Below are 24,437 nucleotides of genomic sequence, written 5' to 3' on the forward strand. Positions count from 1 at the left end.
TTTTGGATCAGTTGGATACGGGGATGACGTCGACGGCATGTTTGCCCGATTGCCCGCCCGAGGTGCGCAGCACGCCCTTCAGCGGCGAGACGTCCGAATAATCGCGGCCATAGCCGACCACGATGTGATCCGTGCCGACCAGCAGGTCGTTGGTGGGGTCATATTCGATCCAACCCAGCTCCTGCCCGCACCAGGCGCGAATCCAGGCATGCATTGCGTCTGCGCCTTCGAGCCGTTCCTGCCCCTCGGGTGGGGTGGTCCGCAGGAAGCCGCTAACGTAACTTGCGGGTATCCCAAGGGCCCGCAGGCAGGCCAGCATGATATGGGAAAAGTCCTGACAGACACCATGCCGGTTACGGAACGCCTCGATCGGGGGGGTGTCGACGTCGGTGGCGTTGGCGTCAAAACGCATGTCGGTGTGCAGCGATTTGCCCAGTACCAGAACGGTTTGCATCACCGTCTGGCCGGGGGTTCTGCACGCGGTGGCATAGTCGGCGAACTCGGCATTCGGGCGGACACGAGGGGACGGGGCCAGATAGTGCAATGGCGAATGCGGCGACAGGTCCGTCACCGATTGCAGCTCTGTCGTCAGGGTGGGGAGCGTCGGGGACAGATCCAACGCCGGTGCCTGCGCGGTGCGCATGACGCGGGCCTTCAGCGTGACAGTCAGCTCTGTCAGGGGTTGGCGAAAGGCGATTTCGGTCACGGCATTGCCGAAAAAATCGTGCCGTTCGATCCGTTCGGACGGACGCGGAGACACCTGCACAAGACCCGTCACCAGTTGCTGCTGGCCGGGCAAAGACAACGGCATCAAGCGCACAAGGTTGCGCACACTATCCGTGCTGCCGGGATAGGTGTTCGTCAGGACAAGTGACAAATCGTAAAGCATGGCCCTATCCAAGGTAGGTGTTGTACAGAAGATTGGACATTTCTGACAGTGCTTTATTCAGCGATTTCAATGCCTTCAGCGTCATATCTTTCGGTGCGGCGACGGCCAGTTGCGTATGCAGGCGCAGGGCCTCGCGGCGCAGGGGGGTAAGTTGGCCAGCCTCTCCGGGGTGGGGCAGCGTGGCCAGCAGGTCGCGCATGGTTTCCAACTGGAACAGAATCGAGCGCGGGTTGCGCACGTCCAGCGCCAGCAGGTCGACCACGCTGGCGGGGGTCGGGTCGCCCATGTAGTGGCGCTGGTGGATGATGATGCTGTCGCCCAGCTCGACCGCGATATCGACACTGCCCGAGGGGGCGTCGAAATCGGCGAACTTGGACAGCATCAGCGTGGTGCTTTGGGCCCGCTCCAGCGCGCGGCCGAATTCCAGGAACTGCCACCCGGTCGAGCGATACATGTTGTCCTGCACCAACCCGGCGAACCCGGACAGCATCTGCAGCAGGGTGACCATCGCCCGGGCGCAGTCGGCCCCCGGCTGTGTCGTGCCTTGCAGCTGGTTCAGCGATCGTTGCAAGTCGCGCAACGCCGCCCAGCCATCGACCGAGAACCTGTCCCGCACCTTGGACGCGCAACCCGCTGCTGCGCCGATCTGGGCGATCAGGTTGCTGGGGATCGGTTCATCCGTGTCGGTGCCAAAACCCTTCAGGTAGTCCGAGATTTGCTGGACGTTCACGTCCTCGGCATTGCCGGTTTCGGCCAGCCGCAGATGATAGGCCCGCAAAATTCGGATCGTGGTTTCCGCGCGTTCAACGTAGCGGCCCATCCAGTACAGGTTGTCGGCGGCGCGGCTGGGCAGCGGGTTTTCCGGCAGTCGTTGGACGCCATTGCCGGGGGTCAGGGTTTCGGGCTGAACGGGCGAGTCCGACACCACCCAGACATCGGCAACCGTGCCGCCGCGCTGCATGGCGATTGCGGTGCTTTCGCCGGATGCGCCGATGCGAGCGTAGCCGCCGGGCATGATGGCCCAGCCGTCCGCCGTACGCGCCATGAACACCCGAACGGTCATCGGTCGCGCCGAAAGCTTGCCATCGGCATAGACCGGGGTGGTCGACAGCGTCACCGCCTGTTGCGCGACCAGTTGTTCGCCTTCGCGGGCCACGCGGTCGGCCAGTGCTTCCTGACCTTCGGCCTTGCTGGCGCCTGCGACGGACACGATCGAATTCGGGTCAAACGGAAGGCCCGTAGAAAGCGCGGGGCCAAGCGTCATATGCTCGGCATTGGCCATGACGTAATCGCGCTCGGACTGGGTGCCGCACCACCAGGTGGCGATGTTGGGCATCTTCAGCGGCATGCCATAGGCGGCCTCGGCGATGCGGGGGACAAAGGCCAGCAGCGCGCGGGTTTCCAGAATGCCGGTGCCAAGCGCGTTCACCATCTGCAGTCGTCCCGAACGGATCGCGTTGAGCATGCCCGGCGTGCCGATGCGCGAGGTTTCGTCCAATTCCAGCGGGTCGGCAAAGCGCGCATCCATCCGGCGCCACAACAGGCTGATCGGTTTCAATCCGTCTACGGTGCGCACCATCGCCTGGCCGTTCTCGATGGTCAGATCTTCGCCTTCCAGCAGCATCAGGCCCAGGTAACGGGCGATGTAGACATGCTCGAAATAGGTGTCGGTTCCGGGGCCTGGGGTCAGGATCGCCGGTGCGTCGCGGCCTTGCGCCCCGCGCGCGCCAAGGGCGGTTTGGAACGCCCGGAAAAAGCCCGCCAGCCGGTGGACGTTGGTATGGGCGAACAGACCCGGGAACACGCGGCTTGTCGCGCGGCGGTTTTCCAGCGCGAACCCGGCGCCCGAGGGGGCTTGCGTGCGGTCGCCCAGCACGAACCAGCTGCCGTCGGGGTTGCGGCCGATCTCGAACGCGATGTGGTGCAGGAAATAGCCCGAGACCGGGCGCACGCCGACCATCGGGCGCAGCCACTCGGGGTTCTGCGCAAGGAAGCTGGCAGGCAGGTGTCCGTCCCGCACCAGCGTCTGTTCGCCGTAGATGTCGGCCACGATCCGTTCAAGGATATCCGCGCGTTGCGTCATCGCGTCCGAGATGTCCGCCCATTCCGCCTCGGGCAGCAGAACTGGAATGTGGGACAGCGGCCAATCCCGCTCGCCCGGGGTCTTGTCCGAATAGCGCCGGAAATACACACCCGCGTCGCGCAGGTACTGGTCGCCACGCGCGATGCGCTCGTCGATCTCCTCGGGCGAGAGTTCCTGAAGCCGCGAGATGAAGGGCTCCCACACGGGGCGCATATGGCCAGATGCGTCGAATAACTCGTCGGCGGTGCCGGTGGGCACCGCGTAGTCGCTCAGGATGTCCGCGCCCGGCAGGGCCTGCGGCGCGGAAGAGGTTTCGGACATGGGTTAAACCCCGGTGGGCCGCCTCAGGTCCAGCGTCAGCGGAAACTCGGGGTGCGGCGTTTCTGTCGGTGGCAGGTATCCCCCCGATGTATGCCCGTTCGGCTGGAACCGTGCAAGCCTGCGTGCCTGCGCCTCGTTGCCGTTCACCGGGAAGGTGTCGTAGTTGCGTCCGCCCGGATGCGCGACGTGATAAACGCAACCGCCGATCGCCCGGTTCGACCAGGTGTCGTAGATGTCAAAGGTCAAGGGCGCGTTGATCGGTAGCACCGGATGCAGGGCTGAGGGCGGCTGCCACGCTTTGAACCGCACGCCGCCGATAAAGGTGCCGGATTCCTCGGTCGCTGCCATGGGCACGCGGCGTTGGTTGCAGGTGACGATGTAGCGGTCCGGGTTGGGCGTGATCAGCTTGGCTTGCAGACGCTCGACCGAGCTGTCGGTGTAGCGCACGGTGCCGCCGATGGCGCCGGTTTCGCCCAGCACATGCCAGGGTTCCAGCGCCTGTTTCAGCTCTAGCGTGGTGCCTTCGTACGTGACTTCGCCACAGAAGGGGAAGCGGAACTCGGCCTGCGCCTTGTACCATTCGGGGTTCATCTGGAACCCATGGTCGCCCAGATCGCGCAGCACGTCCAGCAGGTCTTGCCACAGGAAATGCGGCAGCATGTAACGGTCGTGCAGTACGGTGCCCCAGCGGACGGGTTTGCCCTTGAGCGGGGATTTCCACATGCGCGCGATGATGGCGCGGATCAGCAATTGCTGGGCCAGCGACATCTTGGCGTCCGGCGGCATCTCGAATCCGCGGAATTCGACCAGGCCCAGGCGGCCGGTGGGGCCGTCGGGGGAATAGAGCTTGTCGATGCAGATCTCGGCCCGGTGGGTGTTGCCGGTCACGTCGATCAGGATGTTGCGCAGCAGACGGTCCACCAGCCAGGCCGGAGGCTGCATGCCTTCGTCCGGGTTGGGGATCTGGCTCAGCGCGATTTCCAGCTCGTACAGGCTGTCATGGCGGGCTTCGTCGATGCGCGGCGCCTGGCTGGTCGGGCCGATGAACAGACCCGAGAATAGGTAGCTCAGCGAGGGGTGGCGCTGCCAATACAGGATCAGCGAGCGCAGCAGGTCGGGCCGCCGCAGGAAGGGCGAGTCGTTGGGGGTTTCGCCACCCACGACGACATGGTTGCCGCCGCCGGTGCCGGTGTGGCGACCGTCGATCATGAACTTGTCGGCACCCAAGCGGGACTGGCGGGCCTCTTCATAGATCGCCTGCGTGGTGGCGACGCATTCATCCCAGTTGGCGGCGGGGTGAATGTTCACCTCGATCACGCCGGGGTCGGGGGCGACACGGATCACGTTCAGGCGGCTGTCATGGGGCGGCGCGTAGCCCTCGATATGCACGGGCAGGCCGGTTTCTTCGGCAGCGGCCTCGGCGGTCGCCAGCAGCTCCAGGTAATCCTCCAGCGTTTCGGTCGGGGGCATGAAGACGCACAGCCGCCCGTCGCGGGGTTCCACGGCGATCGCGGTGCGGACGGCGCCGCCGGCCGGATCGACGCCTTGTTCCATCACCTTCTGGCGCGGGGTGTTTTCGGCGGTTGTCTCGGACGGCTGCGAATGCCCTTCGGAGACGGCGGGCATCATCGCCTCGCGCTCGGCCTCTTCCTCGGCCAGGCGGTCGATTTCGGCCTGAACCAAACGGCGGCGTTCGGTGAGCGCGGCGTGGAAATCGGGCAGCGGCGCCACGGGCACGGTCGGGTCCGCCGGATAGGTGTAGGGGTACTGTGAGGGCGGCACATAGGGCAACGCGTTCAGCGGCAGGCGGAAGCCGACCGGGCTGTCACCGGGGACCAGGAAGATGTGCCCGCGCCGGGGGCGCCACATCTCGGACCGCCAGCGTTCGGGCGCGTTGCGGCTTTGCCAGCGTTGCACCGGCAGGACATAGCCCGCCGGTTCAGTCAGGCCGCGGCTGAACACGCGGGCGAAACGGGCGCGTTCCTCGGCATCCTTCAGCTTCGAATTCTCAGGCGAGACGTTCGGCGGCAGGTTCGCCTCTCTCAGTATCCACTCGCCGGGGTCTTCATAGGTCGGCTGTGCATAGTCGGGGTTCACGCCCAGCTTTTTGGCAAAGCACCCCAGGAACAGTCCGGCATCGTCGGCGCTGGCCCGTTGCTTAATGGTTTCGCGGGCGATCAGGTCGGGGTTCTTCCACACCGGTTTCCCGTCGCGGCGCCAGTAGAGCGAGAAGGTCCAGCGCGGCAGCGTCTCGCCCGGATACCATTTGCCCTGACCATAGTGCAGGAACCCGCCCGGCGCGAAGCGGTCGCGCAAGCGGCGGATGAGCGTATCCGCCAGCCCGCGTTTCTGCGGCCCGACGGCGGCGGTGTTCCACTCGGCGCTTTCGAAATCGTCGATCGAGACAAAGGTCGGCTCGCCGCCCATTGTCAGGCGAACGTCGCCTTCGGCCAGGCTTTCGTCCACCTTGTGGCCCAGTTTCAGCAGGTCGTCCCAGGCGTCGTCCGAGAACGGTTTGGTGATGCGCGGGTGTTCGGAGACCCGTTTCACCGTCATGTCGAAACTGAAATCGACCTCGGCATAGCTGGCCATGCCCGCGATGGGCGCGGCGTTGCGGTAATGCGGGGTGGCGGCCAGCGGGATGTGGCTTTCACCCGCCAAGAGGCCCGAGGTCGGGTCCAGCCCGATCCAGCCCGCGCCGGGGATGTAGGCCTCGACCCAGGCGTGCAGGTCGGTGAAATCCACCTCGGTGCCCGACGGGCCGTCCAGCGCCTTGAGGTCCGGTTTCAGCTGGATCAGATAGCCCGAGACAAACCGCGCGGCGATCCCCAGATGCCGCAGTACCTGCACCAGCAACCAGCTGGAATCGCGGCAGGATCCGCTGCCGATCTCCAGCGTCTCGTCAGGCGTTTGCACGCCCGGTTCCAGCCGGATGGTGTAGTTCACGTGGTTCGCGACCAGTTGGTTCAGCTGCACCAGCTTGTCCACGATCCGCATCTTGTCGCGCGGAACGGTGTGCAAGAACTGGTCGAAATGGTGGCTGGTCGGCTCGGGTTTCAGGTAGATCGACAGGTCTTGGTCGATGTCCAGCGGGTACTCGAACGGCCAATGCTCGGCGCTTTCCTCGACGAAAAAGTCGAACGGGTTGTAGACCGACATGTCGGCGGTCAGGTCCACCTCGATCTTGAACTCGGTCACCGGCTCGGGGAAAACGAAGCGCGCCAGCCAGTTGCCATAGGGGTCCTGCTGGTGGTTCACGAAATGCGGCTGCGGCCCCACCTTCAGCGAATGCGCGATCACGCGTGTGCGCCCATGCGGGGCAGGCCGCAGGCGGATGATCTGCGGGCCCAGAGTCACGGGGCGATCGTATTTGTAATGGGTCAGGTGGTGGATGCTTGCGATAATGGCCATTGGGTGCCCGTTCGTGAGTGAAGTCCCTGCAGTATGATCAGCCTGCGGGTCGGCGACAGTTGGAAACGCCCTGGCATTCTGACTTGCAAAGTCTGGCCGGGTAAACTGTTTAATATTCAGGCGGTCCCGGTCAGGCGACCGGAACCAGCCCACCGATTTCCTCGATCAGGGCGATGACCTGATCCACGCCCTTGCCGTGACGCAGGGCGGTAAAGACAAACGGGCGACCGGCGCGCATCCGGGTGGCGTCGCGGTCCATCACCTCTAGCGAGGCGCCGACATAGGGGGCCAGGTCGGTCTTGTTGATGATCAGCACGTCGGATTTGGTGATGGCTGGGCCGCCCTTGCGGGGGATTTCCTCGCCCGCGGCGACGTCGATCACATAGAGCGTCAGGTCCGCCAGTTCGGGGCTGAAGGTCGCCGACAGGTTGTCACCGCCGCTTTCGATCAGCACGATCTCGACCTCGGGGTGCCGTTTGCGCATCTCGTCCACGGCAGCCAGGTTGATCGAGGCATCCTCGCGGATCGCGGTATGCGGGCAGCCGCCGGTTTCGACGCCGATGATGCGGTCTTGCGGCAGCACCTGCATCCGCATCAGCGCCTCGGCATCCTCTTGGGTGTAGATGTCATTGGTGATCGCACCGATGGAATATTTCTGCGACAGCGCCTTGCACAGGGTCGCCGTCAGCGTGGTTTTCCCTGCGCCAACGGGGCCGCCGATACCGATACGAAGTGGACCGTGAGGAGAGCTCATGAGCGGAAAAGCCTTGTATATTGGGTTTCGTGTTTCATCGAGGCGATGTCAGCCAGCATGACAGACCCGCCCAGATCGTCCAGCGTCAGATGCAGGGCTTCGGCGGCAAGGGTCTGGCACAACGGGGCCAGCGGGGTCAGGCTGGCCTGACCTTCGGTTTGTCCCAGCGGCACCAGCCGGATCGCGGCCGAGGTCAGGTTGGACGCGAACGCATGCAGATACATCGCGCAGGTCTGTTGCAGCGGCAGGCCCTGACGCGCGGCGGCATGGCCCAAAGCGACCGGGTAGGTCAGCGCGGGTAGTGCATCGCCCCAGATCGCGGTGGTGGTCCGGCAGAAGGCTGCGCCCTGTTGCTCTGTTTCCAACAGCCGTTCGGCGGACGGCGCAAAGGCGCGCGCCAGTTCGTCGATTTCGCTCGGATCATCGGCGCGATAGGCGTGGCACAGAAGGATCGCATCATTGCGCCCGGTGCCGTGTTGCAGGATGTCCGTAAGCCAGTCGCGGAAGCTGGCGGCGTTTGTGACTTGCTGCGCCTCGATCGCCCATTCCAGTCCGTGGCTATAGCTGAACGCCCCCACCGGATAGGCGGGCGACAGCCATTGCGCCAGGGTCAGAAGGGCCGCGTCAGTGATCATGGGGATGATGGTGCCCGTCGTCATGAGAATGACCATTCGAATGCGTATGGTCATGGCTGTGGGTGTGCAGCGTGTTCCCGTGTTCATGCGCGTGGGTGCGGCCATGACCATATGCGCCGCCTTCGGGGGTGAAAGGCTCAGACACCTCGGTCACCGTCGCCCCCAGATGCGAGAGCATCGCCATGATGACGTGATCGCGCTGGATCAGCAGGCGGTCGGCCTCGATCTGGCAGGGGGTGTGACGGTTACCGATATGCCAGGCCAGGCGCGGCATGTCGGGGCCGGTGACGGCCAGCAAGTTCTCCTCGGCGGCGATCACCTCGATGCAGCGGCCATCGGTCAGCAGGAACAGATCGCCGTGATCCAGGGATGTCGTGTGCTCCAGATCGACAAGGAAGCGATCGCCTTGAACGGTGGTCAGAACCTTGCGGCGCAGGAACCGTTCGTCATAGGTCAGCGTGACCAGATCGGTGGCCTGGGCATCGCCTGCGTGCAGGATGGTGTGGGCGGTGGGCTGGGTCATTTCGGCCTCAGAACATGAAGTAGCGTTGGGCCATCGGCAGAACCTCGGCGGGTTGGCAGGTCAGCAATTCACCATCGGCGCGCACCTCGTAGGTTTCGGGGTGCACCTCGATATGCGGCATGGCGGTGTTCAGCTTCAGGTCGGCCTTGCCAATGTTGCGGGTTTTCTGGACGGCGACGGTTTGCTTGGCCAGGCCCAGCTTGTCGCGGATGCTGTCGGCCTGCGCGGCCTCGGACACGAACACGACGGCGGAATGTTCGACCGAACGACCATAGGCCCCGAACATCGGGCGCGAATAGACCGGCTGCGGCGTCGGGATCGAGGCATTGGGGTCGCCCATTTGTGCCATGACGATGGTACCGGACATCAGGACCATCTCGGGCTTCACACCAAAGAAGGCCGGGTTCCACAGCACCAGGTCGGCGCGTTTGCCTTCTTCGATCGAGCCGATCTCGTGGCTGATCCCATGTGCGATTGCGGGGTTGATGGTGTATTTGGCGATGTAGCGGCGGACGCGGAAATTGTCGTTGTCGCCGGTTTCCTCGGCCAGACGGCCGCGCTGCTTCTTCATCTTATCGGCGGTCTGCCAGGTTCGGATCAGCACCTCGCCGACACGACCCATCGCCTGACTGTCCGACGCGATGATAGAAAATGCGCCCATATCGTGGAGGATATCCTCGGCGGCGATGGTTTCGCGGCGGATGCGGGATTCGGCAAAGGCCACGTCCTCGGGGATGGATTTATCCAGGTGGTGGCAGACCATCAGCATGTCGAGGTGTTCATCGACGGTGTTCACAGTGAACGGGCGGGTCGGGTTGGTCGAGGACGGCAGAACGAAGCTCTCGCCGCAGATCTTGATGATGTCGGGGGCGTGTCCGCCACCCGCGCCCTCGGTGTGGAAGGCATGGATGGTCCGGCCTTTCATGGCCTTCACGGTGTGTTCAACGAACCCGGATTCGTTGAGCGTGTCGGTGTGGATCATCACCTGCACATCCATCGCGTCGGCCACGCCTAGGCAGCAGTCGATGGCGGCGGGGGTGGTGCCCCAATCCTCGTGCAGTTTCAGGGCGCAGGCCCCGGCGCGGACCTGTTCCTCCAACGCGGCGGGAAGGGAGGCGTTGCCCTTGCCCGCAAAGGCCAAGTTCATCGGGAAGGCATCGGCGGCTTGCAGCATCCGCCCGATATGCCAGGGGCCGGGGGTGCAGGTGGTGGCCAGCGTACCATGCGCAGGGCCGGTGCCGCCGCCCAGCATGGTGGTCAGACCGGAATGCAGCGCGTCCTCGATCTGCTGCGGGCAGATATAGTGGATGTGGCTGTCGAACCCGCCCGCCGTCAGGATCTTGCCCTCGCCCGCGATGGCCTCGGTGCCGGGGCCGACGATGATGTCCACGCCCGGTTGCGTATCCGGGTTGCCCGCCTTGCCGATCTTGTGGATGCGACCGTTTTTTAGGCCCACGTCCGCCTTGTAGATGCCGGTATGGTCTACGATCAGGGCGTTGGTGATGACCGTATCCACCGCCCCTGCAGCGCGGGTGGCCTGGGACTGGCCCATGCCGTCGCGGATCACCTTGCCGCCGCCGAATTTGACCTCTTCGCCATAGGTGGTCAGGTCTTTTTCCACCTCGATGATCAGATTGGTATCGGCCAGACGCAGGCGGTCGCCGGTGGTGGGGCCATACATGGCGGCATAGTCGGAGCGGGAGATTTTGGCGGGCATGGAATCCTCACAACTGTTTCATAGTGTTGCAGCCGTCCGAATCTGTTCGCTCGGACGCGGCTTAAGCTTTTGTTCTCGATCGAAAAAAAGGCGAAATGAAAAATGTGAAGATGGAATAAGGTCTTGAAAATATTGAAGGATGCGGCCGACCTCTAGGGCAGAATATCGTAGCCTATTTCTCTTAAGCATCTGAAATTTCAACGTGTACAGAAAAGTGGAAATTAGTGGGTCGCCCAGTCGGTATAAAATAAACCACACCGAACCAAATTTCGTGACTATTAGAGAGGTTGCCAGCTTTCGGGATGAGCCTGAAAGCCCGTCTAAGGAGGCAACTTTGACAACTATCGAGCTATCGCTCCGACTCTTTTCACTGTTTCTTGCAGCTCTGGCCATTTGGGGGAAATACCGTGGCTGGTTCTGATCCCACCGGATCGCTTGCGATCCGGTTCGCGCCCGACCCGCCCCCCAGGGCGGGCGCGAATACGCACCCACCCTCGGGCCGGGCGCGAACCTGCGTTGGGCGTATGATACAGGGGCCGTCAACAAATCACAGCGCCCCCATGACCTTTTGGTTGAAGCCGTAGACCGTGCGGGCGCCGGAGATCGGGACCAGGGTCACTTCGCGGCGTTGGCCGGGCTCGAACCGGACGGCGGTGCCGGCGGCGATGTTCAGGCGCATGCCGCGGGCGGCGTTGCGGTCGAAGTCCAGCGCGGGGTTGGTTTCGTAGAAATGGTAGTGCGAGCCGACCTGAACCGGGCGGTCGCCGGTATTGGCAACCATCAGGGTCAGCGCCTCGCGCCCTTCGTTCAGGATCAGGTCGCCCTCGGCGGGGAACAGCTCTCCGGGGATCATTTGCGGCCCCATGCGACCAGCGCAGCCAGGCCGACGGCGACAGACCCGGCGATCAGCGGCAGCCAGTTGGGATCGCTGGCATGGGGCAGAATGTGCACACCGTCATGGGCCAGTGCGGGCGCGGCGGACAGGATCAGGGCGGTTGCGGCGAGGCGTTTCATGGCGGTTCCTTTCAGCGGATGGGGTTGTGGACGGTGACCAGCTTGGTGCCGTCGGGAAAGGTGGCTTCGACCTGCACTTCGTGGATCATCTCGGGGATGCCCTCCATGCATTGGTCACGGGTGATGACTTGCGCGCCGGCCATCATCAGGTCGGCCACGCTGCGCCCGTCGCGGGCCCCTTCGACCACGGCGTCGGTGATCAGGGCGATGGCCTCGGGGTGGTTCAGTTTGACGCCACGGGCCAGGCGTTTGCGGGCGACCTCGGCAGCCATCGATATCAGGAGTTTGTCTTTTTCGCGGGGGGTCAGGTTCATGGTCAGATCATCCAGGTTCGTGGAAGAGAGGCGCCGTTCAAATGGGTCAGAACGGGGATGAGGGTTTGGCGCAGGACAAAGCTGTCCTCGGCCAGGATACGGGCGAACAGAACGCCGGGGCGGATCAGCGAGACACCCCCGGTGGCGGGCATCAGATCACGCAGGGCGGGCAGGTGGCCCTCGGCCTCGGGGGCGACCAGCAGGACCGAGGCCAGCGCGCTGGCATGGCCCAGCATGGCGGGCGCGGTCAGGCGGGGCAGGGTCTGGGTGCTCAGGCGCAGGGTGTCGGCAAAGACCAGATCGCCGCCGCGACGGATGCGAATGCGGTCAATCAGATGGGTGGCGGTCAGCGTCTCGCCCATCGCGCTGCGGCCCAGAACCAGCGATTCCACCGCCAGCAGACGCGCATCGGCGGCCATGTCGACATGCAGAGCGCGGTCCAGCGCCCCGTGGTCGAACAGGATGGTTTCCTGCGGTAGCCAGTCCAGACGGGCGCCAGCTTCAATGGTCAGGCGGTTTTCGACCCGGCCAACCTCGCCGGGTTGGGCGCGGTAGATGCGTTCGGCGGCTTGGGTGGTCAGGCACAGGCGAGACCCCTCGCGCGCGCCCGCATTGAATTGCAGGTGGTCGCCGCCAGTGATGCCGCCAGCTGTATTCAGCAACACCCCCGTTAAACGGTCGCGGGCCCCGTGTGGGAAAAGTGTCTTGAGACAGCCCTGAGTCTTCAGGTCCGACAAAACCGACAGGCCATCACGGGCCTTGGAGCGCAAAAAAGCGCGGCCAACTGCGCGTGGTTGGCGCGGGCTTGGCCTTTCGGTCGCTATGTCGGTCAAGGTGGTGATTGGCCCCTCCATCGGTTGCGGCATGAGTCGCACACGCACGCAGCAGGAGGAAGCTGGATGCTGAAAATGCGGGCTGGAAGGCGCGGCGCGGATCAACGTCGCGTGAAAAGCGGGCAGTTTCGCCGGCGTCTGGCTAGAAATTAATCAGAATTGGCCAAGTGCGACGCGACTCCCGTTAAGGACTTTGCGACCGCAGCATCTTCGTGCGCTTGCTGGCGATGCCCGCTCATAGCCTCACATCGGCGTGATCTGGGTGTGTGACGACCGCCCTGGCGTGGAAATCAGAAACGGCCGCCACACGGATGCAACAAAAACAATGTTGCGGGGGTCAGGTAAGGTCTCGGACCGCCTGGCGCAAGGCCCAGCCTGCGCGCCCCGCCTCGGAGGATGACATGAATTTTCTCAAAGCCACTCTGGCGGGCGCCCTGAGTCTGGGTCTGACCGTCCCGGCCTTCGCCGCCGAAGACACCATCAAGGTTGGTGTGCTGCACTCGCTGTCCGGCACCATGGCCATTTCGGAGACCACTCTGAAAGACACAATGCTGATGCTGATCGACGAGCAGAACAAAAAGGGCGGCCTGCTGGGCAAACAGCTGGAAGCCGTCGTTGTCGACCCCGCATCGGACTGGCCGCTGTTCGCTGAAAAAGCCCGCGAACTGATGACCGTGCAGAACGTCGATGTCATGTTCGGCTGCTGGACCTCGGTGTCGCGTAAATCGGTTCTGCCGGTGATCGAGGAACTGAACGGCCTGCTGTTCTACCCGGTCCAGTACGAAGGCGAAGAATCGTCGAAGAACGTGTTCTACACCGGTGCGGCCCCGAACCAGCAGGCGATCCCGGCTGTTGACTACTTTCTGGAAGAACTGGGCGTCGAGAAATTCGCGCTGCTGGGCACCGACTATGTGTACCCGCGTACCACCAACAACATCCTGGAAAGCTACCTGACGGGCAAAGGCATCGCCAAGGACGACATCTTCGTCAACTACACCCCGTTCGGTCACTCGGACTGGTCGAAGATCGTGGCTGACGTCGTGGCCCTGGGCGCTGACGGCAAGAAAGTCGGCGTGATCAGCACCATCAACGGCGACGCCAACATCGGTTTCTACAAGGAACTGGCCGCAGCTGGCGTTTCGGCTGATGACATCCCCGTCGTGGCCTTCTCGGTCGGCGAAGAGGAACTGTCGGGCCTCGATACCGCGAACCTGGTCGGCCACCTGGCCGCATGGAACTACTTCATGACCGCCGAAGGCGACGCCAACGCTGAATTCATCAAGTCCTGGCATGCCTTCATCGGCGACGAAAAGCGCGTCACCAACGACCCGATGGAAGCGCACTACATCGGTTTCAACATGTGGGTGAACGCCGTGACCCAAGCCGGCACCACCGATGTTGACGCTGTCCGCACGGCAATGTGGGGCCAGGAATTCCCGAACCTGACCGGCGGCATCTCGAAGATGGGCGTGAACCATCACCTGTCGAAGCCCGTCCTGATCGGCGAAATCCGCGCAGACGGCCAGTTCGACATCATCAGCCAGACCGAGCCGGTCGCCGGCGACGCCTGGACCGACTTCCTGCCGGAATCGGCCGTGCTGGACTCGGATTGGAAAGACCTGGGTTGCGGTATGTACAACACCGACACCAAGACCTGCGTGCAGATCAAGTCGAACTACTGATCTCTGTTGATCACTGGAGGGCGGCGTTCGCGCCCCCTCCGCCCCATCCCTGAAATTCGGTTTTTGACATGCGGCACTTCTTTCACGTCCTGCTCGCGCTGGTCTTGCTTGCGCTTCCGGCGCAGCTGATGGCCGGTCCGGTCCAGGACATCCTGCAAAACTATCGCGCAGTGATCGAGAAAAGCTCGCGCAAGACCATCGAACCCGCCATTGATGCGCTGGCCAACAGCGGTTTGCCCCAAGCCCAGAAGGTTCTGGAAACCTGGCAGGCCAAGGACATGTGGCAGCGCAAGTCCGACGGGTTCTTTTTCGAAGCCAAAAAGGTCAACGCAAAGACTTATGCCCTGATTGATTTCGATACCGGCGAGACGGTTGGCGAAGTCGCGAAGGACGAGATCGACCAGCTGAAGCCCAACAGCGGCATCCGCGCCGTGATCGCCACTGCATTGGTGCAGTTCCAGCTGTCCGACCCCGATCCCGCGCGCCGTTCCGATGCGCTGACCGCCATCGAACGCAACGCCGCCGCCGACCATCTGGAGCCCCTGCGAAAGTCGATCGCCACCGAGGCTGATCCCGCGGTTTTGGCTCGCAAACAGCGTCTGGAGCGGTTGCTGACCATCCGTTTCGATCCTGAAATCGAGGCGCGTATTGCCGCGATTGAAAGCTTCGGCGGTGATCTGGGTGTCGATCTTCGCGCCACGCTGAACCCGTTGCTGGCGACGCGTCGCATCGTGGTTGCCGGTAAACCCGGCGCCGAATTGAATATCGCGCGGACCCTGCGCCCCGGCAGCGATGAGCTGCCTCGCGACGCCGCCTACGCAATGCTGGTGGATGCCAGGCTTAGCACGCCGCGGATTTCTGCCTCCGACAAACGCGCGGCGCTGGCTGCCAATATCGTGGATGGCAAGGTGGCGGGCATCCCTGTCGCTCAGTTGAACTCGGACGAGGCGCGCGCCACGGCTTATGCCGCTCTGGCCGCCGGCGGTAAGGCCGCCCCGACCGTGACCGAAGCGCAGTTCGAGGCTGCCCTGGCCGCCCACAGCTTTGTTGACGTCTATGCAGAACCGTCAAAGGCCGTCACCGATGCCGCAAGCGATGCGATGGATGCGATCCAGATGCGCGTCGGGTTGAACCAGGCGCTGGACCTGGGGCTGGACGCGCTGTCGCTGGCCTCGATCTATTTCCTGGCGGCGATTGGTCTGGCCATCACCTTTGGTGTGATGGGCGTCATCAACATGGCGCATGGCGAGTTCATCATGATGGGCGCCTATACCGGCTATGTCGTTCAGCAGATCATTCCCGATTACACGCTCTCGATCATCGTCGCGATCCCGATGGCCTTTGCTGTGACCTTTGCCGCTGGCGTGGCGATGGAGCGGTTGGTGATCCGCTGGCTGTACAACCGTCCGCTGGAAACCCTGCTGGCCACCTTCGGGATCTCGATCGCCCTGCAGCAGGTCGCCAAGAACATCTTCGGCACGCAGGCGCGTCCGTTGACCTCTCCGGCATGGCTGGACGGGGCGTGGGTGATGAACGACGTGGTTTCGATCAGCTATATCCGTATCGCGATTTTCGTGCTGGCGCTGATCTTCCTGGGCTTCTTCCTGTTCCTGATGAAGAAAACCCGTCTGGGTCTGGAAACCCGCGCAGTGACGCAAAACCCACGCATGGCCTCCAGCATGGGTATCAACAAGGATCGTGTGAACATGCTGACCTTTGGCCTTGGCTCGGGCATTGCTGGCATCGCCGGTGTCGCCATCGGCCTGTTCGCCAAGGTCACGTCCGAGCTCGGCTCTGACTACATTGTTCAAAGCTTCATGACCGTGGTTGTCGGCGGTGTCGGCAACATCTGGGGCACGCTGGCGGGCGCCGCGATGATCGGCTTCCTGCAGAAAGGGATCGAGTGGCTGAACCCGTCGAACACCCTGGCGGCACAGACCTACATGATCATCTTCATCATCATCTTCATCCAGTTCCGCCCCCGTGGGATCATCGCCCTCAAGGGTCGCGCGGCAGGAGATTGACATGAAAAACACCTTCCTGATGCGTAACCCTTCGGTTCTGGTCTTCCTTGGTCTGCTGGCCCTGTTCACCCTGGGCGTCACCTTGATGTCCGAGGCAACGGGCGCGGCGCTGATCTCGACCTCGTTTGTCAAGACGCTGGGCAAGACCCTGTGCCTGTGCCTGATCGCCATCGCGATGGATCTGGTCTGGGGCTATTGCGGGATCCTGTCGCTGGGCCACTTCGCCTTTTTCGGGCTGGGCGGCTACATGGTCGGCATGTGGCTGATGTACGAACGCACCCGCCTCATCGTCGAGAAATCGCTGGCCAACACCGAGATTCCGCCCACACCCCAAGAGGTGGTGGACGCCATCGGCACTCAGATCTTCGGCGTCGTAGGCAGCAGCGAGTTTCCCCTGGTCTGGGCCTTTGCGGACAGCCTGACGCTGCAATTGGCGCTGGTGCTGATCATCCCCGGCCTGCTGGCGCTGGTCTTTGGCTGGTTGGCCTTCCGCAGCCGCGTCACCGGCGTGTACCTGTCGATCCTGACACAGGCGATGACGCTGGCGCTGTCGTTGTACCTGTTCCAGAACGACTCGGGTCTGCGCGGCAACAACGGTCTGTCGGGCCTGCAAAACCTGCCCGGTCTGGGCTCGGTGCCGCAAAGCGTGATCTCGATGTGGTTCTTCTGGGCCTCAGCCTTGGCGCTGGGGCTGGGCTACGTGCTGGCCGCGTGGGTCGTGTCGGGCAAATTCGGCTCGGTCATTCGCGGTATCCGCGATGACGAGCAGCGCGTGCGTTTCCTTGGCTACTCGGTCGAGGGTTACAAGCTGTTCATCTTCGTGCTGACCGCCATGATCGCGGGCATCGCCGGGGCGCTGTATTACCCGCAGGCGGGCATCATCAACCCGGCCGAGATTGCGCCCATCGCCTCGATCTATCTGGCGGTCTGGGTGGCCATCGGCGGGCGCGGACGGCTGTATGGCGCGGTGATCGGCGCGGCCTTCGTCTCGCTGGTCTCGACATGGTTCACGGGCGGGCAGGCGCCGTCGATCCCGCTGGGCTTTTACACGATCAACTGGGTGGACTGGTGGCAGGTCGTTCTGGGCCTCAGCTTTGTGCTGGTCACCCTTTTCGCGCCGAAGGGCATCGGAGGTCTGTTCGACCTAGCGCAAGGCATTCGCGCTCCGCGCCGTCACGGTCAGCCGCTGGGCCCCGGCCAAGGCGCATTGCAAGAGAAGGAGGCCCAGGAATGAGCACTCTGCTGGAGGTCTCGGGCGTCTCGGTCAGCTTTGACGGGTTCAAGGCCATCAACAACCTGTCGTTCCGCATCGGCCCGGCCGAGATGCGCGCCATCATCGGCCCGAACGGGGCGGGCAAGACCACGTTCATGGACATCATCACCGGCAAGACCAAGCCAGACGAGGGCCGCGTGGTCTGGGGTGAGAAATCGGTGTCCTTGCTGAAGATGAACGAGGCGCAAATCGCCCGCGCGGGTGTGGGCCGCAAGTTCCAGCGCCCCACCGTGTTCGAGGATCAGTCCGTGTTCGACAACCTGCTGATGGCGCTGAAAAACGAGCGTTCGCCGTGGCAGGTGCTGACCTTCAAGCCCAAGTTCAAGGACTTGGGCAAGGTCGAGGAACTGGCCTCGGAAATCGGTCTGTCGGACGAGCTGCACCGCAAGTCTGGCGAGCTGTCGCACGGTCAAAAGCAATGGCTGGAAATCGGCATGCTGCTGGCGCAGGAACCGCGCCTGCTGCTGGTGGACGAACCCGCCGCGGGCATGACCTTGGCCGAGCGTGAGCACACCACCGACATCCTGGTCGAAGCCGCGAAAACCCGCGCCGTGGTGGTGGTGGAACACGATATGGAATTCGTCCGCCGTCTGAACTGCAAAGTCACCGTGCTGCACGAAGGCAGCGTTCTGGCCGAGGGTTCGCTGGACCACGTGACACAAAATCAGGACGTCATCGACGTCTATCTGGGGCGCTAAGACATGCTGAAGATCGACAATTTGACCCTGCACTATGGCAGCTCGCAAATCCTGAACGGCATCAGCATGGAGGCCGCCCTGGGCCAGGTTACTTGCGTGATGGGCACCAACGGCGTCGGCAAGACCAGCCTGCTGAAGGCGATCTCGGGTACGCATGCGCGGTCCGGCGGGATGATGGAGCTGGACGGCGAACAGATTGGCAAGCTGCCCGCCTACGCGCTGGCCCGCAAGGGGATCGGCTACGTGCCACAGGGGCGGGACATTTTCCCGCTGCTGACCGTGAAAGAGAACCTGGAGACGGGATACGCTTGCCTGCCGCGATCCGAACACAAGATCCCTAGAGAGGTGTTCGAGCTGTTCCCGATCCTCAAGGACTTCTTGCATCGCCGGGGCGGCGACCTGTCGGGCGGCCAGCAACAACAGCTGGCGATTGCCCGTGCGATGATCACAAAGCCGAAACTGCTGCTGCTGGACGAACCGACCGAGGGCATCCAGCCGAACATCATCCAGCAGATCGGCCGCGTGATCGAATACCTTCGCGACCAGCAGACAATGGCGATCGTGCTGGTCGAACAGTATTTCGATTTCGCTTACGGCCTGGCCGACAAATTCGTGGTGATGCGCCGCGGCGCGGTCCTGAAACAAGGCACCAAGGCCGAGTTGACGCGCGAGGAACTGGTTGAGGCCGTCTCGGTCTGACGCCATCGGGGGGTGGGCGGAAAAAATGCGCGGGGACCTGTCTTTTCGCCCTTGACGCCCGCGCCCAGCTTGCGTAATTCGCACCCACTCTGGCGGAGTAGCTCAGTTGGTTAGAGCAGCGGAATCATAATCCGCGTGTCGGGGGTTCAAGTCCCTCCTCCGCTACCATCCCCCCTACATCGATGGTTTGCTGCGCCCCTGTTCGGGTCGTTGGGTGCCCGCAGACCCCGAAGCGCAGAATTCCATCCTTCGCGGAAATTTGCCGAGTGGCCGCCTTCATCGCGACACTCCATGCTGGGTTGAATCTGTTCGTTGGACTTGAGATCAACAGGCGATTTCTGCTGGTGATGGAGACCTTTTGCGGCGCGCAGCTATCAGCATGATCTGGCTCTGTCTCCGCAGCCGCATAAACCGCTGCGCCTCGGGGCGGATTTCCACAGTCGAGCCCCTCCGACCCTTTGAACTTCACAAACTGACTGATCGATCCGGACCGCCCTTTTGGCGGGCGGTGGATATCTCTTGTGAACCAAAGGAAAACCTTTGTTCAAATCGTTTACGCGCGGCTGTGCCGCAGTCGCCTTGGCGGCGTTCATTGCCATGCCTGCTTGGGCTGACAACATCACCCTGACTGAGCTGGGGTAAGGCTATTCAAGTCCACGTAGCGCGCCTAGTTCGACGGCACGCCTTTTTGCCGTCCAAGCCGCTTTTGCGCGGCAATCCGGAAGGGTGCGTTCGGCGCGCCATAGCCCAGATACCCGTTGCGCTGCACGATCTCGAAGAAGAACCCGTTCTGTGTCGGCTGGCTGTAAAGCTGGAAAAATGCGCCATCCTCATCCGCGTCATAGAGGATCTGAAACCGCTTCATTTCGGCCAGACGGGCCGGGTCGATGTCGAAGCGCGCAATCAGGTCCTGATAGTAGTTGTCGGGCATCGGCAGCGCGTTGAAGCCGCTTACGAACAGCTGCTCTGCCGTAGCAAAGATATCATCGGTCGTCAGCGCGATATGCTGCACGGGCGCGCCGAAGCTGCTGGCCAAGAACGACCCCGCAAGGGTGCGGTGCGTCTCGGCTCCGTTCAGGGTGATGCGGAATGCGCCGTCTTCTGTCCCCAGAGCTTGCGAGCGGACCAGACCGTCCGGATCGACAACATCGACCATCGGGGCCTTTGTCATTTCGAACAGCGACCCGTAAAACAGGGACCAGCTGAGCATCTCGTCATAGGTCATGGTCTGCGCGATGTGATCGACCACTTGCAGGCCCGCGCCTATCGGCCCCGTCGCATTGGCACCGAATTCGGTTTCCCAGACGTCTGCATGACCGCGATCAAGGAAGTGCAGCACACTGCCGCCCAGCCCCCTGATCGCTGGAATATCCAGCTGACCGACCGCCGGCACCTGCTCAAAGCTGCGCGAGCCAAGCGCGGCGGCACGAGCCATGGTGTCGGCGGCCGATGACACCGAAAGGCCGATGTCACATACGGATGTTCCGTGCATGTTGAAGGCCGAACCGGCGAAATCCGACTTTTCTTCGTTCAGGACAAGGCGGATATCGCCCTGCTGCCAAAGCGTGATCGCCTTTGCCAGATGCCGCCCGGTTTCGGCAAATCCCAGTGCCGACAGTTGCGCCTTGAGCTCGTCGCCCTCGGCCCCGCGCGTGGTGAATTCGACAAAGGCGGTACCATCGACATGCTGGCGCGCGGGGATCGGCGGCAGGTGGACGTCGATCTCGGGCTCGGCGCGGCGCACGTCGTCCAGCAGCGTGATGAGCGAGCGGTAGCCGTCCTTTGCGATGGTCCGGGCCGAACCACCCCGGAACTGGTCGTTGAAAATCTCAAGGCTGACGGGGCCTGCATACCCGGCGGCCAGAACGGCGCGCATGAAGTCGGTTACGGGCAGGTCGCCTTCGCCCGGCATGTTGCGGAAATGGCGGGACCAGTACAGCAGGTCCATGTCGATCTTTGGCGCGTCGGCCATCTGGACAAAGAATATCCGGTCGCCGGGGATGCGCCGGATCGACTCGGGGTCCAGCCCGCGCCCCAACGTGTGGAAACTGTCGAGGATGATCCCGACATTCGCATGATCGGCGCGGCGCACGATTTCCCATGCGTCGCGGTGGTCGTTGACATGGCGGCCCCATGCCAGCGCCTCGTAGCCGATGCGCAGGCCACGTGCGGCCGCGCGTTCGCCAAGTTCGCGCAGGTCATCGGCGGCGCGGTCGATCCCGCCAAGCGCCTTGGGATGCACTGACGAGCAGACAAGGATCAACTCGGCCCCCAAGTCCTGCATGAGGTCGAACTTGCGTTCCGCCCGATCAAACGCCTTGGCGCGCAGGTCAGCAGGCAACCCTTCGAAATCGCGGAACGGCTGGAACAGGCTGATCTCCAGCCCCTTGTCACGGATGCGATTGCCCACGTCTTTCGCGCTGCCTGCATCGGTGATGAAGTCCTGCTCGAAGATCTCGATTCCGTCAAAGCCAGCGTCCGCAATTGCGTCCAGCTTCTCGGCCAGAGTGCCAGAGATCGACACCGTTGCGATCGCGGTTTTCATGCGGCTTCTCCGGTGGTCAGCAAGCTGGAGCGCAATCCGGCCTCGTCCAGACCCAGGCCCGAAAACAGCGCCCAGGCGTGGACGCCCTGAAAGAAGAACAGCTCCCACCCGGAAATCGTCGACAGGCCCGCAGCCTCGGCGTCGGTCATGAACTGCGTGTCGGTCGGGGTGTAGACCGCGTCGAACGCCCATTCGGCCCCCGGCATGGCCGCAGCGTTGAGCGGCGTGCCGCCATAGCCCACCATGCCAACGGGGGTGCAGTTGATCAGCCCGGTCGCCCCTTCGGCCGCCTTTTCGGGGCTTTGCCAGATCGTGATGTCCATGTCGGGCACCACCGTCTGCAAGGCCGCTGCCAGCGCCTCGGCCTTGGCGGGGTCACGGTCAACCAGACGCAGCACACGCGTACCCAGCCCGGCCAGACCGAAGGCAACCGCCCGTCCGACCCCGCCGGTGCCGATCATCAGCACCGGGCCGGTCGGTTTCTCGCCGCGCACGTTGCGATAGGCCGCCATGAAGCCCGAGTAGTCGGTGTTGAACCCCTTGGGGCCATCCGCAGCGAAGATGACCGTGTTGACTGCCCCCACCGCGCGGACCAGCGGGTCGTCGACCTGAACCTTGCCCGCCGCGATCTCTTTGTAGGGATATGTCACGTTGATCCCGCGATACCCGGCCGAGGCGCAGCTGGAGAAGACCTCGTCAAAGGTCAGCTCCAGATCCTTGGGCACCAGCCGGTCATAGGTTACGGCGACCCCATTCTGCTCGCCGGCTAGGCGATGCAGCAGCGGCGAGCGCGAACGCGCGATGTTGTCGCCGATCAGACCCAGTTTCAGCGTGTTGGTCATTGTTCCACCCCTTGGCCAGAGCCGCCCAGCAGTTTCGCCTTTGCCTTTGCCCAAATCGGGGTCTGCGAGACGAAGATCAGGATCACCGCGATGAACAGCACCGTCGACAGCGGGCTGGTGAACACACCGTGGAAGAACCGGCCCAGATCCTCGCGTTCCGAGATGATCGCCCGGCGCCAGTTGTCGTCCAGCAGGCGCGACAGGATCACGCCCAGGATCACCGGACCCAGCGGATAACCGTAGTGCCGCATGAAGTAGCCGAAGAAGCCAAAGCCCAGCATCCAGTAGACGTCGGTCAGCGAGTTGTTCACCGCATAGGCCCCGACGATGGACAGCAGCATGATCAGCGGGATCAGCACCGAGCGCGGCATCTCGACGATCTTGGTAAACAGCTTGATACCGGTCAGGCCGAACAGCAGCATGAAGAAGTTCGCCATCACCAGCGCGCCGACGATGAACCAGAACATGTCCGGCTGGTCGATCATCAGCATCGGGCCGGGGTTCAGGCCGTGGATGAACAGCGCACCGATCATGATCGCGGTCACTGCGTCTCCGGGAATGCCAAGCGTCATCATCGGAATGAAGGCCCCACCCACGGCCGCGTTGTTTGCCGTTTCCGGGGCGACCAGCCCTTCCATAGCACCATCACCGAAGGGGCGCTCGGGGTTCTTGGTGACGCGCTTGGCGTGGTCATAGGCCATCAGCGCCGCGATGTCGCCACCAGTGCCGGGCAGGGCGCCGATCAGCACCCCGATGGCCGAGGTCTGGACCGACAGCGGCAGGTGCTTTTTCACGGTGCTCAGCGAGGGAACGATGCGGCTGATCTGTTGGCGGACGGCGTCCTTGTTGACGTGGTGCAGCTGCATCAGCGCCTCGGACACACCGAACATACCGATCATCACCGCGATGAAGGAAATCCCGCCCTGCATCAGCGGCAGATCAAAGGTGAACCGCTCGGAAAAGGTCAGCGGGTCACGCCCGACAGCCCCGATGGCAATCCCCAGCGCGCCGGCGAAGATGCCCTTCACCAGGCTGCCCGTGGACAGCGAACCGACCAGAAGGATGCCCAGAACGGCCAGCAGCATGTAGTCCCGCGGCTGGAATTTCAGTGCGAAATCCGACACGAAGGGTGCCGCGACGGCCAGCACGCCGATGCCGATGAACCCGCCGATAAAGGACATCACCGTGGTCACGCCGATGGCGGTGCCCGCCTCTCCGCGTTTGGCCATCGGGTAGCCGTCCAGCGCGGTGGCGATGGCCGACGGGGCACCGGGAATGTTCAGCAGGATCGCCGTGCGCGAGCCGCCATAGACGCCGCCCATATAGATGCCGATCATCAGCGCGATGGCAGGATGGACGTCCCAGGAAAAGGTGAACGAGATCAGGATCGACACCGCCATGGTCACCGAAAGGCCCGGAATGGCGCCGACATAGACCCCGGCAAAGGTGCCCAGTCCGACCAGCAGCAACAGCTCGGGGTGGGTAAAGACAGTCAGGAAGGCAAGAACGGCGTCCATCACTTGGCTCCTTCAAAGAGGTTGCGGACGACTTGAATCAGCTCGGCCTCGGGGACGATCCCGGCGGGCATCAGGACGGTGAAAACGATGCGGAAGACGATCCAGATCAGCACCAGGCAAGCGAGGGCGACGCCGATCGTCCAGCCCCAACCACGGTCGCCCAGCAGCTTGATCGTGGCGATCAGGAACAGGGCCGAGGTCGGCAGGAAGCCCAGCGGTTTCAGCAGCACGCCGAACGCGACCAGCAGCACGGCCACGATGATCACAGTGGTCGGCAGGATGTCCTTCATCACCGTTTCGCCGGTGACGCGGGGCAGGCGCATATCTTTCAGCAGGATGACTGCTGCCGCGATCACCATGACCAGGGTCGTGGCCAGCGGGATCGCCCGCGGCGAGGACAAACCGTTGGGGCCAAAGGTGTTCTCGATGCCCCAGGCGTCCCACAGCAGGACCAGGCTGGCCAGGGTCAGCAGCGCGCCGAAGACCAACTCGCCCGGGCGGCGCTGCCCCTCGTACCCGCCGGGTGTTGCATCCGAGGTTCCGTCGTGGTGGTCGGTTTCAATCTTGGTCATTGGGTTTCCTCCCGCGTCCGCGGTGACCGCGAAAATCAAAGGCGCCGCACTTCAGTGCAAAGTGCGGCGCCAGCTTGGTCGTTCAGGTTTC

20 protein-coding genes and 1 tRNA gene are annotated in these 24,437 nt (G+C 63.3%); 6 read left to right on the forward strand and 15 right to left on the reverse strand.

Features of this window, described 5'->3' with window-relative positions; genetic code table 11:
* Positions 1–7: 7 nt before the first annotated feature.
* The 11 genes from E7681_RS09955 to E7681_RS10000 all read right to left on the reverse strand — a co-directional run bounded on the left by E7681_RS09955 (position 8) and on the right by E7681_RS10000 (position 12,326).
* Positions 8–889 (reverse strand): transglutaminase family protein, encoded by an 882-nt coding sequence (locus E7681_RS09955; protein WP_136339137.1) that lies wholly within the window; start codon positions 887–889, stop codon positions 8–10.
* 4 nt (positions 890–893) lie between these two features.
* Positions 894–3,293 carry a circularly permuted type 2 ATP-grasp protein gene (locus E7681_RS09960; RefSeq protein ID WP_136339138.1) on the reverse strand — a complete coding sequence of 800 codons (2,400 nt, stop codon included), beginning with the start codon at positions 3,291–3,293 and terminating at the stop codon, positions 894–896.
* A 3-nt stretch (positions 3,294–3,296) separates the two neighbouring features.
* Positions 3,297–6,704 (reverse strand): transglutaminase family protein, encoded by a 3,408-nt coding sequence (locus tag E7681_RS09965; RefSeq protein WP_136339139.1) that lies wholly within the window; start codon positions 6,702–6,704, stop codon positions 3,297–3,299.
* A gap of 130 nt (positions 6,705–6,834) precedes the next feature.
* On the reverse strand, positions 6,835–7,458 hold the full coding sequence (ureG, locus tag E7681_RS09970; RefSeq protein ID WP_136339140.1) for an urease accessory protein UreG: 624 nt from the start codon (positions 7,456–7,458) through the stop codon (positions 6,835–6,837).
* A complete protein-coding gene (locus tag E7681_RS09975; protein ID WP_136339141.1) occupies positions 7,455–8,093 on the reverse strand; it encodes an urease accessory protein UreF in 639 nt (212 codons plus the stop codon). The genes ureG and E7681_RS09975 overlap by 4 nt, the downstream gene beginning before the upstream one ends.
* Positions 8,083–8,616 (reverse strand): urease accessory protein UreE, encoded by a 534-nt coding sequence (gene ureE, locus E7681_RS09980; protein ID WP_136339142.1) that lies wholly within the window; start codon positions 8,614–8,616, stop codon positions 8,083–8,085. The genes E7681_RS09975 and ureE overlap by 11 nt, the downstream gene beginning before the upstream one ends.
* Before the next feature lie 7 nt (positions 8,617–8,623).
* Positions 8,624–10,333 carry an urease subunit alpha gene (gene ureC, locus E7681_RS09985; protein WP_136339143.1) on the reverse strand — a complete coding sequence of 570 codons (1,710 nt, stop codon included), beginning with the start codon at positions 10,331–10,333 and terminating at the stop codon, positions 8,624–8,626.
* 547 nt (positions 10,334–10,880) lie between these two features.
* Positions 10,881–11,186, reverse strand: a complete 306-nt coding sequence (locus E7681_RS09990) for an urease subunit beta (protein WP_136339351.1) — start codon at positions 11,184–11,186, stop codon at positions 10,881–10,883.
* Entirely contained in the window at positions 11,183–11,347 is a 165-nt protein-coding gene (locus tag E7681_RS18820) for a hypothetical protein (RefSeq protein WP_168733187.1), read from the reverse strand. The genes E7681_RS09990 and E7681_RS18820 overlap by 4 nt, the downstream gene beginning before the upstream one ends.
* Positions 11,348–11,358: 11 nt before the next feature.
* The gene (locus E7681_RS09995; RefSeq protein WP_136339144.1) at positions 11,359–11,661 is read right to left on the reverse strand and encodes an urease subunit gamma; all 303 of its coding nucleotides are present in this window, start codon (positions 11,659–11,661) and stop codon (positions 11,359–11,361) included.
* A gap of 2 nt (positions 11,662–11,663) precedes the next feature.
* Positions 11,664–12,326 carry an urease accessory protein UreD gene (locus tag E7681_RS10000; protein WP_246032458.1) on the reverse strand — a complete coding sequence of 221 codons (663 nt, stop codon included), beginning with the start codon at positions 12,324–12,326 and terminating at the stop codon, positions 11,664–11,666.
* 569 nt (positions 12,327–12,895) lie between these two features.
* On the opposite strand from E7681_RS10000, the gene urtA reads away from it, so the two are divergent.
* The 6 genes from urtA (at position 12,896) to E7681_RS10030 (ending at position 19,038) form a co-directional block, all read left to right on the forward strand.
* Entirely contained in the window at positions 12,896–14,176 is a 1,281-nt protein-coding gene (gene urtA, locus E7681_RS10005; RefSeq protein ID WP_136339145.1) for an urea ABC transporter substrate-binding protein, read from the forward strand.
* A gap of 68 nt (positions 14,177–14,244) precedes the next feature.
* Positions 14,245–16,200, forward strand: coding sequence for an urea ABC transporter permease subunit UrtB (urtB, locus tag E7681_RS10010; RefSeq protein ID WP_136339146.1), 1,956 nt, complete (start codon positions 14,245–14,247; stop codon positions 16,198–16,200).
* Position 16,201: 1 nt separating this feature from the next.
* Positions 16,202–17,434 (forward strand): urea ABC transporter permease subunit UrtC, encoded by a 1,233-nt coding sequence (urtC, locus tag E7681_RS10015; RefSeq protein WP_136339147.1) that lies wholly within the window; start codon positions 16,202–16,204, stop codon positions 17,432–17,434.
* A complete protein-coding gene (gene urtD, locus E7681_RS10020; protein WP_136339148.1) occupies positions 17,431–18,171 on the forward strand; it encodes an urea ABC transporter ATP-binding protein UrtD in 741 nt (246 codons plus the stop codon). Before urtC ends, urtD begins: the two co-directional genes overlap by 4 nt.
* A gap of 3 nt (positions 18,172–18,174) precedes the next feature.
* Positions 18,175–18,870 carry an urea ABC transporter ATP-binding subunit UrtE gene (urtE, locus tag E7681_RS10025; protein ID WP_136339149.1) on the forward strand — a complete coding sequence of 232 codons (696 nt, stop codon included), beginning with the start codon at positions 18,175–18,177 and terminating at the stop codon, positions 18,868–18,870.
* Positions 18,871–18,961: 91 nt separating this feature from the next.
* Positions 18,962–19,038: transfer RNA gene (locus E7681_RS10030), tRNA-Met, on the forward strand.
* Positions 19,039–19,537: 499 nt separating this feature from the next.
* Here the strand turns inward: E7681_RS10030 and E7681_RS10035 are convergent.
* From E7681_RS10035 to E7681_RS10050, 4 genes are read right to left on the reverse strand one after another with little or no spacing between them, the layout of a single operon-like run.
* Positions 19,538–21,415 carry a bifunctional sugar phosphate isomerase/epimerase/4-hydroxyphenylpyruvate dioxygenase family protein gene (locus E7681_RS10035; RefSeq protein ID WP_136339150.1) on the reverse strand — a complete coding sequence of 626 codons (1,878 nt, stop codon included), beginning with the start codon at positions 21,413–21,415 and terminating at the stop codon, positions 19,538–19,540.
* The gene (locus tag E7681_RS10040) at positions 21,412–22,257 is read right to left on the reverse strand and encodes a shikimate dehydrogenase family protein (RefSeq protein ID WP_136339151.1); all 846 of its coding nucleotides are present in this window, start codon (positions 22,255–22,257) and stop codon (positions 21,412–21,414) included. Before E7681_RS10040 ends, E7681_RS10035 begins: the two co-directional genes overlap by 4 nt.
* Positions 22,254–23,774 carry a tripartite tricarboxylate transporter permease gene (locus E7681_RS10045; protein ID WP_136339152.1) on the reverse strand — a complete coding sequence of 507 codons (1,521 nt, stop codon included), beginning with the start codon at positions 23,772–23,774 and terminating at the stop codon, positions 22,254–22,256. Before E7681_RS10045 ends, E7681_RS10040 begins: the two co-directional genes overlap by 4 nt.
* Positions 23,774–24,346: a tripartite tricarboxylate transporter TctB family protein gene (locus tag E7681_RS10050; RefSeq protein WP_136339153.1), complete on the reverse strand. Its 573-nt coding sequence runs from the start codon at positions 24,344–24,346 to the stop codon at positions 23,774–23,776. Before E7681_RS10050 ends, E7681_RS10045 begins: the two co-directional genes overlap by 1 nt.
* Between the last annotated feature and the right edge of the window lie 91 nt (positions 24,347–24,437).

This window comes from Thalassobius vesicularis, from assembly GCF_004799325.1.
GTDB classification, from domain to species: domain Bacteria; phylum Pseudomonadota; class Alphaproteobacteria; order Rhodobacterales; family Rhodobacteraceae; genus Thalassobius; species Thalassobius vesicularis.

Bases quoted from the DNA above. Each gene is read 5' to 3' on its own strand.
- E7681_RS09955 (WP_136339137.1), bottom strand. From the start codon at position 889: ATGCTTTACGATTTGTCACTTGTCCTGACGAACACCTATCCCGGCAGC.
- E7681_RS09960 (WP_136339138.1), bottom strand. From the start codon at position 3,293: ATGTCCGAAACCTCTTCCGCGCCGCAGGCCCTGCCGGGCGCGGACATC.
- E7681_RS09965 (WP_136339139.1), bottom strand. From the start codon at position 6,704: ATGGCCATTATCGCAAGCATCCACCACCTGACCCATTACAAATACGAT.
- ureG (WP_136339140.1), bottom strand. From the start codon at position 7,458: ATGAGCTCTCCTCACGGTCCACTTCGTATCGGTATCGGCGGCCCCGTT.
- E7681_RS09975 (WP_136339141.1), bottom strand. From the start codon at position 8,093: ATGATCACTGACGCGGCCCTTCTGACCCTGGCGCAATGGCTGTCGCCC.
- ureE (WP_136339142.1), bottom strand. From the start codon at position 8,616: ATGACCCAGCCCACCGCCCACACCATCCTGCACGCAGGCGATGCCCAG.
- ureC (WP_136339143.1), bottom strand. From the start codon at position 10,333: ATGCCCGCCAAAATCTCCCGCTCCGACTATGCCGCCATGTATGGCCCC.
- E7681_RS09990 (WP_136339351.1), bottom strand. From the start codon at position 11,186: ATGATCCCCGGAGAGCTGTTCCCCGCCGAGGGCGACCTGATCCTGAAC.
- E7681_RS18820 (WP_168733187.1), bottom strand. From the start codon at position 11,347: ATGAAACGCCTCGCCGCAACCGCCCTGATCCTGTCCGCCGCGCCCGCA.
- E7681_RS09995 (WP_136339144.1), bottom strand. From the start codon at position 11,661: ATGAACCTGACCCCCCGCGAAAAAGACAAACTCCTGATATCGATGGCT.
- urtA (WP_136339145.1), top strand. From the start codon at position 12,896: ATGAATTTTCTCAAAGCCACTCTGGCGGGCGCCCTGAGTCTGGGTCTG.
- urtB (WP_136339146.1), top strand. From the start codon at position 14,245: ATGCGGCACTTCTTTCACGTCCTGCTCGCGCTGGTCTTGCTTGCGCTT.
- urtC (WP_136339147.1), top strand. From the start codon at position 16,202: ATGAAAAACACCTTCCTGATGCGTAACCCTTCGGTTCTGGTCTTCCTT.
- urtD (WP_136339148.1), top strand. From the start codon at position 17,431: ATGAGCACTCTGCTGGAGGTCTCGGGCGTCTCGGTCAGCTTTGACGGG.
- urtE (WP_136339149.1), top strand. From the start codon at position 18,175: ATGCTGAAGATCGACAATTTGACCCTGCACTATGGCAGCTCGCAAATC.
- E7681_RS10035 (WP_136339150.1), bottom strand. From the start codon at position 21,415: ATGAAAACCGCGATCGCAACGGTGTCGATCTCTGGCACTCTGGCCGAG.
- E7681_RS10040 (WP_136339151.1), bottom strand. From the start codon at position 22,257: ATGACCAACACGCTGAAACTGGGTCTGATCGGCGACAACATCGCGCGT.
- E7681_RS10045 (WP_136339152.1), bottom strand. From the start codon at position 23,774: ATGGACGCCGTTCTTGCCTTCCTGACTGTCTTTACCCACCCCGAGCTG.
- E7681_RS10050 (WP_136339153.1), bottom strand. From the start codon at position 24,346: ATGACCAAGATTGAAACCGACCACCACGACGGAACCTCGGATGCAACA.